Below are 11,014 nucleotides of genomic sequence, written 5' to 3' on the forward strand. Positions count from 1 at the left end.
CTGAAGGGATTGTTCTTCAGAGTGATTTGGGAACACAATACACCAGCGACATCTTTGAAAGATTTCTGGCCAGTAGAAAAATATGTCATTCGTACAGTCGTAAAGGATGCCCATATGATAATGCCTGTATAGAGTCATTTCATGCTTTAATTAAAAAAGAGGAAATCTACAGGCATGTTTACAAAGATTCAAAAGAAGCTTATGATAGCATCTTTGAATATATTGAGTCCTGGTACAATCGCAAGCGGACTCATAGTAGCTTAGGCTACAAGACACCAGCTGCAGTTCATGCAGAATGTGCGGCGTAAAGTCGCACTTTCGGTGTCCACTTTATTGACATAAGACCAACAGTAGAAAGGATATCGGGAGATAATGAGAATATTAGGTGGTAAAGAAGAGATAAATTATGATGAGACGCAAGTGTTTTTTCTCAATAGGGCAAGAAAATTTAATAAAGATAATCCTTATGCAGTTACAATGTATCAAGATAATAACCCAGAGCTGGTGAAACAAAGGAATGCTAAAGAGGTAGAGAAACTGCTGCCGCTTTTGCATTTGGATAATAATTCCAAGGTGCTGGATATTGCCTGTGGTATTGGTCGCTGGTCGGATGCTATTACCATGGATATTGATAGATATTGTGGTATTGATTTTTGCGAAGATTTTATTATGAAAGCTAGGGAATTAAATAAGGGAAAGAATAACAGATTTTTCTTTAATGGGAAAAGTAATGAGATTGCTGATTGCTTGTTAAAACATCAAATGGGGGGCAAATTTAATCGAATATTGTTTATGGGAAGTTGGCATTATCTGAATGATATAGATGTGGAGGGAACATTTCAGGAGATATGTGAAATAGTGGATAATGAGGCACTTATTGTGATGAGGGGGCCTATAGGTATAAGTGAACGTCTCACATTAAAAGAGCACTTTTCTGAGGAGTTAGCTGATACCTATAATGCTATTTATAGAACCAGAGATGAATTGGTAGAGATGATGAATAATTCAATGTTGAAAAATGGGTTCACCATAAAAGAGGAAGACTTTTTATATGATGAGTCATTAAATAATCGTAAAGAAACCACACAGTACTATTTTTTATTGGAGCGTAGATATGACTAAGTTTATATTTGATTTGGATGGAACGATAACCAAATATGAGACATTACCCATCATCGCCCGTCATTTCAATGTTGAGGAAAAAATAAATGATTTGACTAAAGCAACTGTGGCGGGGCAAGTACCGTTTATAGAGTCTTTTATACGTCGGGTGTATATATTGGGAAAGTTGCCGGCAAGCGAAATAAATGAACTGCTTAGTGAAGTGGAAACCTATGACAAAGTGGTTGATTTTATTCGGCAACATAAGAAAAACTGCAGTATTGCCACAGGTAATCTTGACTGCTGGATAGAGAAACTTTCTAATAAAATTGATTGTGAGTGCTTTTGTTCGTCCGGACAAATGGAAAATGATAATGTGATAAAACTAACCAAGATATTGAAGAAGGAAGATATTGTCAGAAAATATAAGGATGAAGGCCATCGAGTGGTATTTATTGGTGATGGCAATAATGATGTGGAAGCTATGCGCATGGCTGATGTGGCTATCGCATCCGGGCTTACCCATAGCCCAGCACCAGGGGTAATATCTGTGGCAAATTATCTTGTACTAAATGAGGTGGCATTATGCAGACAGCTAAATCAGTTGTTATAACCTGTGCGGGCATCGGTTCACGGCTTGGGCTAGGAACAACCAAGGCACTTATTGATATAAATGGCAAGACACTTATTCATTGGCAACTAGATTTATTCAAGGATGTGGATGATATTCGTATTGTAGTAGGGTTCGAGGCCAACCTTGTAGTCGAGGAAGTACGTAAATATCGTCCAGATGCTATTTTTGTTTATAATCATGATTACTTTAATACTAAGACAGGAACCAGCTACTATTTAGGGGCTAGAGATGGTAATGAATTTGCCTTGGAATATGATGGAGACTTATTGGTGCATCCTGATGATATAAAAATGCTACTGGCTAAAGAGGGGGAGTGGGTTGCTTACGCAGATAAGCGCTCTGAAGATGCGGTGTATCTGTCCTTGAACGAAAAAGGTGAGGTTACAGGGTTTTCACGACAAAATGGTGATTACGAATGGACTGGGCCTTGCTGTTTGCGGCGTGACAGAATAAAGTATAGTTCCAGTAATGTTTTTAATGTGTTGGAACCGTATATTCCCCTTCCCGGAGTAAAAATTAGAGCCTGTGATATTGATACTTACGGAGATTACCAGCGGGCTATTGAATTTATAAAAGGTTGGGAAAAATAATATGAATAATTATTCTATTGGAGTGTTGGGTGGCATGGGGACATATGCCACAATAAAGTTGTTTCAACAGTATGCAGAGATTTTTCCTGCGGAGAAAGAGTGGGAGCGGCCTCGCATAATTATTGATAATAACTGTGTTATGCCTAGTCGTGTTAGAGCAGCTTTGTATGGGGAGCGGCGTCAAGAATTGTTGTACTCTATGACAAATTCGATGTCTCTACTTTTAAAATGTGGGGTGTCACGAATTATTTTGGCATGCAACACGTCTCATTTGTTTTTGGAGGATATTTACAAAGTGCTTCCGGAGGCGGAAGATAAAGTTGTTAATATTATAGATGCCTGTGTGGATGAAATAGTAAAAAAAAATGTACCAGCAGTATACTTGCTGGCTTCAGAGGGAACTATATTGTCAGGTGTATATCAAAGCAAACTGGATAAAGTAGGTATAAAGTATTCTATCCCCGATGAAAAAGAATTTTTTAAGTTGAGGCTTTGTATTGAGGCAGTAAAACAAAACAAATATGACGAAAATATAAAAAATTTATTTATTGATTTTGTGGATAGAGGTAGTGCCTGTATTTTAGGTTGTACAGAATTGCCTATACTATATGATATGTATAAAGAAGAAATATTTTCGGATTATGTATATAATCCTTTGGAAATTGCACTAAAGATCATGCGGGATGAGTATAAAAAAATTATGGTAACTATGGCTTGTGATGTCAATTAACTTTATGAAATGAATAATTATTGACTACAGATAAAGGATATATAAGAAAATATGAAAAAAATCTTGATTTTAGCATTGAATACTACAAATTGGATAGGAGGACTTTACTACAAAAAAAATATTGTGTTTCAGCTTATTCATAATGATTATATATCTAAAAATTACAAAATTGTTGTTTTGACTTACGCTCATTTTGAGGAGGTTTTTAAAGATTTATCCTCAGAAATAGAAGTGATTTATATAAAAAGTCATTTTGGACTATTAAAAAAATTAGAATATTATTACAAATTGATGCATATAAAACCTAAAGTAATGTTTCCATTAAACACAGATTTATCTTATATGGGAATAAAGACAATATCTTGGATACCTGATTTTCAATTTATACACTATCCGTCTTTTTTTTCACTTGATGAGATTGAGGGAAAAGAGAAGATGTATAAAAAAATGCATACACAAAAACAACCGATCGTTTTTAGTAGTCAGTCTGCTTTAAATGATTATCATAATAATTTTGGTTGTGATAATCCTAACACTGTTGTGGTTCCATTTGTATCATATATTGAAGGAATAATAAATCATATTACTGTAACCGATGAGTGTGAAGTATTAAACAGGTTTAAATTATCCAACATAGATTATGTTTATGTTGCTAATCAGTTTTGGCAGCATAAAAATCATGTTGTGGTACTGGAAGCCATAGAAGAATTATTAAAAAGGCATGATTTAGATATTAAATTTGTATTTACTGGAAAATTTGCTGATTACAGGAATAGTGAATATATAAATTATATAAAAAGCATGTTTAAAAAAACTATCTTAGCGGAGCATTGTGTATTACTTGGTTTTATTGATAGAGAAGAACAAATAATAATTATGAAAAATGCAAAGTATATCATTCAGCCATCACTTTTTGAGGGATGGGGAACGGTAGTGGAAGATGCGAAAATTCTCGATAAAACTATACTCCTTTCAGATATTCCAGTTCATAGAGAACAGATGAATAATAAATGTATTTTGTTTAATCCACATGACCCAATAGAATTAGCTGATTTGATAGAGGTTGAAAGTGAAAAAGAACATATTGATAATGTAAAAGCTGGAATTGATGATATGTATAGACGTGCTGTTGAATATTCAAAGGGATTTGAGCGATTGCTTAGGGAATTAGATAAGGAATAATTGGAAATGAAGAGAGTTTTAGTTACTGGTGCAGCTGGTTTTATTGGATATAAAACCGGTTTGTTTTTTAAAAATGCTGGATATAGTGTAATCGGGTGGGATAGAAATAATGACAAAGCTCGAGAATTCGATATTATCGGATTAGATATGATGAATGTGGAAGATGTGGAGCTACAATTGAAGCAATATAATCCAGATATCATCATTCATTGTGCAGGTTGTGCTGACGTTGGGCAGTCGGTAAAAAATCCTCACATGGATTATACAGGTAATGTTACACTCACTCATAATTTGTTATTTTCGCTGCACCGTTTGGGAATGAACGGTGTTAGAGTTGTTTTTTTATCCAGTGCTGCAGTTTATGGAAATGTATTATCATTACCAATTCGAGAAAACGTGGAATTGAATCCTTTATCACCTTACGCATTACATAAAGTTATGTGTGAAGAAATGTGTCGGTATTTCCATCAAAACCATGGTATGGATATAAAGATTGCCAGGGTCTTTTCTGCCTATGGTGCTGGACTAAAGAAACAAATTTTTTGGGATATGTTTAATAAGGCTAGTAATGGAGCCCTTAACATGTTCGGAACTGGCAGAGAAACTAGGGATTATATCCATGTAAATGATGTGATCAATGTCCTGTATTTAATTGGTACAGTTAATACTAAAGTATTTGTCTTTAATGTCGCTAATGGTGAAGAAATTACTATAAAGCAGGCTGCGGAGACATTTGCCAAAAATGTGGGTATAAATACGGAAAAGGTCACGTTTAATAATATAGTACGCGAAGGAGATCCTTTAAATTGGAAAGCCAATATTGACCGAATTAAAGAGCTAGGTTACCAGCAAAAGATTAAGTTTGCTGAGGGAATCAAAGAATACGTGGACTGGTGCAGAACTATGGAGAATTGATGACAGTATGCTGGAGAAAATAATTAATTTTTATACAGGTGTCAAAAACAATTCCTTAAAAAAGAGTATGCTTTTAAGTTTGATGTGTAAACCATTGGGAATGATCATATCTTTTTTTTACACGCCTGCTTTATTGGCATATTTAGGTGAAGAAGCATATGGGGTCTGGGCAACTATTCTTTCTGTGATAAACTGGATAAATTTTTTTGATGTGGGAATCGGCCAGGGCTTACGTAATGTTTTGTGTCAATGTTTAGCGACTAAAGATAATACTAGAGCCAACCAGGTTAACTCAACTGGATATATTGCCATTTCAATTATTTCTGTTAGTGTGTTTACTTTAGGGGCAATATTAATATCGTGTTTAGATTTAGCAGTAATTTTTAATACCAGCATACCCATAAGAAGTGTCTTGATGATCAGTTTCGCCTGTATATGTATTAATTTTATTTTGGGTTTATCAAAATCCCAATTATATGCTATACAGAAAGCTGAATATGTAGGATATATGTCCGTTTTAACTGGGATGTTAAATTTATTGGGCATTATACTGTTGCCATATTTTGTTGAGAATAGCCTTGTTGGGGTTGCAGTTGTTATAGGTCTTTCTGGCATTATTATAAATCTGATTTTTACGCGAAAAATTTGGTTTGACTATAGATATTTGATCCCACACTACTATGCATATAGTAAGCAAGAATTGAAAAAAATTTGCAGCATGGGAGTAAAATTTTTTTTAATTCAGATAGCGGTGGTAGTTTTATATGCGACTGATAATATGATTATCACCAATTTGTTTGGCCCGATTTTTGTCACGCCTTATCATATTGTTTATTCAGTATTTGGCTTGATGAATGTTCTTTTCGGGGCATTTATTTCTCCGCTATGGTCGAAGTATACGATGGCGGTGGAGCAAAAGAACTATGTGTGGATAAAGACTAGTATATTCAAATTAGATAAAATGTTACCAATAATAGGTCTTATTCTGATAGTTTCTGTATTTTGTTTCAAACCAGTTGCAAATATATGGTTACAAAAAGAATTACAATATGAAACGGGCTTGATAGGGACTATGGCGTTTTATTTTTTCCTTATGATTTGGGGATCTATTTATGCTACTGTAATGAATGGTATGGGGATATTAAAATTGCAGTTGATATTGGCCGTGAGTACTGCAACAATAAACATTCCATTATCCATTTTTTTGGGAAAATACTGCGAGTTAGGAACTACAGGAGTGTGTTTAGCTACTGTGCTATGTATGCTAGTATCAAATATATTAATAACTATAAGTGTACATAGATATTTAAATATGAGAATTTTGGAGTAAATGAAAGAGATGATAGGTGCGTAGCTATGTTTTCTAGAATTTTTATAAAGTTATTACGCAAATATGAACATATAAAACAGCGATGCTGGAATATACATCAGAGCGACTCTTGTGTTAGCGGGATGGATACTTATTTTTTCCTATCTTCATGTGTTAACAATATGTCAGGAAAAGCAAAAAACATATGCTTAGGACAAGGATGTAAGATACGTGGGGAATTGGTTGTTTACCCATATGCTGGCAGAATAATTATGGGAGATTATTGTTATTTAGGGGAGGGTTCACGGATTTGGTCAGAAAATGAGATTATCATTGGTAATAATGTTTTGATTGCCCACAACGTTGATATACATGACAGCAATGATCATCCGATTGAACCACTGACCAGGCATTATCACTTTAAGGATATATGTAGCATTGGATTTTCGGAAAAATACAATTTGCGTTCTAAACCTATAACTATTGGCGATAATGCGTGGATAGGTTTTGGGGCATCAATAATGAAGGGCGTAAGGATAGGGAAAAACAGTATAGTGGCAGCAAAGAGCGTTGTCACACACGATATTCCAGATAATGTAATCGTAGCAGGTAACCCTGCCAAAATAGTGAGGCGATTATCTGATGAGGAACTTTCTTTATAAAACTTGCTTGGCTGTATGATATTGTTACATTGACGAATGTGCAAGCGGAGCAGTTTTTATATTTGCATATTAGAAAGGAGAGAAATGAAATGAACCCTATTTGTCGTGTGTGTGAACAGAAGACGGATTTTTTTGGAGAAGCGGTAATATTAAAAAAATACAATATTAAATATTTCAAATGTAAAAATTGTGGAAGTATCCAAACCGAAAAGCCATATTGGCTAGATGAGGCTTATTCGGATGCAATTGTGGATGAAGATATAGGTTTAGCAGGTCGTAATTATGATTTAGCACATAAAGTTCAAGCAATACTGAAACTTTGTTACAGTAACAAAACGAAAACTCATCTGGATTATGGCGGTGGATATGGTCTATTTACCAGGTTAATGCGAGATGCCGGCTTTGATTTTGAGAGGTATGATAAGTATTGCCCAAATTTGTTTGCTAAACACTTTGATAAGAAACGTGATCATTATGATGTAGTCACAGCATTTGAATTGTTGGAGCATCTTCCTAATCCTGTAGAAGATATCGGTAAAATGATGGAATTAGGAGATATTGTAATTGTATCTACGTTATTATTGCCAGTGCCTGAACCACAGCCAAATGACTGGTGGTATTATGTATTGGATGGGGGCCAACATATTACGTTCTATACAGAGAAAAGTATGAGGGTAATAGCAGAACATTATAATAGGCACTATTATGGTGTAGGAACAGTGCATATTTTTTCTCGCAGTAAAATATCACAGTTAAAATTAAAAATAGCGTTACGATTTTCAAGACTGGTAACTAAGCTGATAAAACGGACAGGTTTATTAGCCTCTGATTATAAGTTAATTACCGGTAAAGAGTTATAGGATTTGCCACGGAGACATATTGTTATGGGGCTTAGAAATATATACGAACGATATAAGTTTCGTAGAACAATGAAGAGATTTGCACCTATATTAGAAATAACATCTGGTGCAATAGTATTAAATACTACATCGGTAAATATTCAATCTCCTCAAAAAAGGAAATATATTTATATTGAGGAAGAGGCGATTGTCGGTTGTAATTTTATTTTTGAATCAGGTCAAGGGACTATACGTATTGGAAAGCGTTCTTACATTGGAGCTGGAACAAATCTGTTGGCGCATAGTGACATAATTATAGGTGATGATGTAACTTTAGCTTGGGGGATATGGGTATATACCCACGATTCACATTCTTTGGATTGGTGTGAACGGATTAAAGATCTTGAAGATGTTAGAGTTGATTATAGAAGTGGACGTAATCTTATTGCAAGTAAAGACTGGTCTGGTGTAAACACCGCCCCTATTCGCATATGTGATAAAGCATGGATAGGTATGAATGCAATTATTCTTAAAGGTGTAACTATTGGAGAAGGCGCTGTTGTGGGGGCTGGCTCTGTAGTTACCCACGATGTACCTGCATGGTCAGTGGTGGCTGGAAATCCGGCACGTGTAGTAAAAATGTTAAATCATTAGTGGAAAAGATGGGAGGAGTCTTCTCTCGGGGGGGCTGTAAAAAAAGAATTTCTATTGACACGTAGTATATTTTGGACAGTTACATTACTACAAGTCCTAGATTGCCAATCTGCAAAGTAGACTGTTTGGCTTCAAATCAGAACGCACCAATGTTATTGAATAATCTGGTCTCCGTGTCCCATCTGTCCGGCGGAAGGAAACCGCTATTCCGTTCTTAAGGAAACCAGCATTCCGGTGCTGGAAACCATTTTCAGATATTCCTAAAATTAAACCATGCACCCAATGGTGTAAATTTAATTTTGGGAGGTCACAAACATGACCAAATACCGCGAAATCCTTAGACTGTCCAGTCTAGGATTAAGCCAGCAAAACATCGCAACTAGTTGTGGTGTTTCTAAGAAAACTGTGAATCGTGTGCTAAAACGCGCCAATGAACTGAATATTCATTGGCATCTAGGCCCTAACGACACAGATGCAGTATTAGCTTCCAGACTCTTTCCTCCATCGCATCGGGAAGTTCCTGCCAGGCCAATGCCAAATTTTGAGCTTATTCGTAAGGAATTAATGCACAACGGCGTAAGCAAGAAACTTCTTTGGATGGAATATGTGGAAGACTGCAAAAAGTGCAGTCAAAAGCCGTTAATGTACTCACAGTTCTGTTACCACATTCAGCAGGATGAACAAAAGCGCAGGGCTTCTATGCATATAAAACGTAATCCTGCGGAACAGATAGAAGTAGACTGGGCAGGAGACACAGCGACTTTTATCAATCCAGAAACTGGTAAACCAGTTAAAGCATATGTCTTTGTTGGAGTCCTTTCCTACAGTAAATATGCTTATGCAGAGGCATTTCTGGATATGAAACAAAAATCGTGGATTAATGCCCATGTTCACATGTATGAATTCTTTGGCGGTGTAAGCAAAATACTCATACCGGATAATTGTAAAACTGCAGTGGTACGCTCTGGTAACTGGAATGAGCAATGTATTAATCATTCTTATCAAGAAATGACAGAGCACTACGGCACAGCAATAATACCTGCCAGGGTGAGGGCACCAAAGGATAAACCAAATGCAGAAGGTGCTGTTGGCAATATATCCACATGGATTATCGCTGCACTACGAAAGGAGCAGTTTTTCTCCCTACAAGAGCTAAATAAAGCTATCAGACAGAGATTAATATTTTTTAATCAGCGACCTTTCCAAAAAAGAGAAGGCAGCAGGGAAAGTATTTTTCTTGGGGAAGAAAAACCATATCTGGCACCATTACCTGCTACCCGTTTTGAACTGTGCGAATGGAAACTCGCAACCGTCCAATTCAATTATCACATATCAATTGAAGGAATGCTATACTCTGTTCCTTATGAATACATTAAGAAAAAAGTGAGCGTCAGGGTAACAGACAGATTAATAGAGATATTCAGTAATCATGAGAGAATTGCCTCTCATATGAGGCTTTATGGCCCTGCAGGACAATACAGCACCGTCGCGGAACACATGCCCAAAGATCATCAGGAATATTTACAATGGAATGGTGAGCGCTTCCGCAGTTGGGCTTCAAGAATAGGTGTTAATACGCATATTGTAGTAAGTAAAATACTTTCTCTAATAAGATAGAACAGCATGGCTACCGCAGCTGTATGGGGCTTTTGCAGCTGGCAAATAAACACTCAGCCGAATTACTGGAAGCTGCTTGCCAAAAAGCACTTACTTTTTCATCATCTCCGAGCTATAAAAATATAAAGAATATACTTGTCACCCGGAAAAATGAATTATTGCCTAATGAAAAGGCAGTAAAAGCATGTATACCACACGGCATTACACGTGGTGCAGACTATTATCGGAGGTGAGACGCATGAGTAACCAAAGCACTAAAGATAAGCTAATTGAAATGCGTCTTTCAGCCATGGCAGATGCATTTTGGAATCAGTTACAGGATCCTCGTTACAAAGATATGGATTTTGCTGACCAATTCGCTATCTTAGTAGATATTGAATACAACACCAGAAAGAGCAACAGGCTTAGGTGCCTTATAAAAGGAGCTTCATTTGACCAGCCGACCGCCAGTATCATGGATATTAATTACTGCTGTTAGTATGATTTAGTGGACACAAAAAGTGCGACACATTAAAATCTTGATTAAGAAAGGATGTGTTTCACATGGCCCACAACGGCAACCTATACCCTGAAGAATTCAAACGACAGATTTTCGATTTGTACCTATCTGGCAAACCGGTTAAAGAAATCGCAGATGAATAAAGAAGTTTTACAATTATAATTGTAAAACTTCTTTTATTTTATCAAAAAACTCATTATAATGGATTTAGGTGATGGAAATGATAGAAAGAGAATTATACTTGGAAAAACTCAAAAAGTTTCAAAGAACACCGCTTATAAA

13 protein-coding genes are annotated in these 11,014 nt (G+C 36.0%); all 13 read left to right on the top strand.

The features are described from left to right. A partial coding sequence (locus T355_RS0111985) for an integrase core domain-containing protein (RefSeq protein ID WP_027397951.1) occupies positions 1 to 308 on the top strand: 308 nt, incomplete at its 5' end. Positions 309 to 372: 64 nt separating this feature from the next. Beyond that, on the top strand, positions 373 to 1,122 hold the full coding sequence (locus T355_RS0111990) for a class I SAM-dependent methyltransferase (protein WP_027397952.1): 750 nt from the start codon (positions 373 to 375) through the stop codon (positions 1,120 to 1,122). Next, entirely contained in the window at positions 1,115 to 1,714 is a 600-nt protein-coding gene (locus T355_RS0111995; protein ID WP_027397953.1) for an HAD-IB family phosphatase, read from the top strand. Before T355_RS0111990 ends, T355_RS0111995 begins: the two co-directional genes overlap by 8 nt. Next, positions 1,687 to 2,325, top strand: a complete 639-nt coding sequence (locus T355_RS0112000) for an NTP transferase domain-containing protein (RefSeq protein ID WP_027397954.1) — start codon at positions 1,687 to 1,689, stop codon at positions 2,323 to 2,325. Before T355_RS0111995 ends, T355_RS0112000 begins: the two co-directional genes overlap by 28 nt. A gap of 1 nt (position 2,326) precedes the next feature. Next, a complete protein-coding gene (locus T355_RS0112005) occupies positions 2,327 to 3,055 on the top strand; it encodes an aspartate/glutamate racemase family protein (protein ID WP_027397955.1) in 729 nt (242 codons plus the stop codon). Between the two features lie 51 nt (positions 3,056 to 3,106). Continuing rightward, positions 3,107 to 4,237 (top strand): glycosyltransferase, encoded by a 1,131-nt coding sequence (locus T355_RS0112010; RefSeq protein WP_027397956.1) that lies wholly within the window; start codon positions 3,107 to 3,109, stop codon positions 4,235 to 4,237. A gap of 6 nt (positions 4,238 to 4,243) precedes the next feature. Then, positions 4,244 to 5,152 carry an NAD-dependent epimerase/dehydratase family protein gene (locus T355_RS0112015; RefSeq protein ID WP_027397957.1) on the top strand — a complete coding sequence of 303 codons (909 nt, stop codon included), beginning with the start codon at positions 4,244 to 4,246 and terminating at the stop codon, positions 5,150 to 5,152. 7 nt (positions 5,153 to 5,159) lie between these two features. Then, entirely contained in the window at positions 5,160 to 6,482 is a 1,323-nt protein-coding gene (locus T355_RS0112020) for a lipopolysaccharide biosynthesis protein (protein ID WP_027397958.1), read from the top strand. A gap of 161 nt (positions 6,483 to 6,643) precedes the next feature. Beyond that, on the top strand, positions 6,644 to 7,123 hold the full coding sequence (locus T355_RS14405; protein WP_197019588.1) for an acyltransferase: 480 nt from the start codon (positions 6,644 to 6,646) through the stop codon (positions 7,121 to 7,123). A 62-nt stretch (positions 7,124 to 7,185) separates the two neighbouring features. Beyond that, positions 7,186 to 7,983 (top strand): class I SAM-dependent methyltransferase, encoded by a 798-nt coding sequence (locus T355_RS0112030; protein WP_231483042.1) that lies wholly within the window; start codon positions 7,186 to 7,188, stop codon positions 7,981 to 7,983. 24 nt (positions 7,984 to 8,007) lie between these two features. After that, positions 8,008 to 8,616, top strand: coding sequence for an acyltransferase (locus T355_RS15560; protein ID WP_037330170.1), 609 nt, complete (start codon positions 8,008 to 8,010; stop codon positions 8,614 to 8,616). A 315-nt stretch (positions 8,617 to 8,931) separates the two neighbouring features. Then, positions 8,932 to 10,233, top strand: coding sequence for an IS21 family transposase (gene istA / locus T355_RS14410; RefSeq protein WP_231483044.1), 1,302 nt, complete (start codon positions 8,932 to 8,934; stop codon positions 10,231 to 10,233). Between the two features lie 238 nt (positions 10,234 to 10,471). Then, positions 10,472 to 10,711 (top strand): IstB-like ATP-binding domain-containing protein, encoded by a 240-nt coding sequence (locus T355_RS0112045; protein ID WP_027397961.1) that lies wholly within the window; start codon positions 10,472 to 10,474, stop codon positions 10,709 to 10,711. Positions 10,712 to 11,014: the final 303 nt, after the last annotated feature.

The sequence above is a fragment of the Anaerovibrio lipolyticus LB2005 genome (assembly GCF_000621545.1).
Classification (GTDB): domain Bacteria; phylum Bacillota; class Negativicutes; order Selenomonadales; family Selenomonadaceae; genus Anaerovibrio; species Anaerovibrio lipolyticus_A.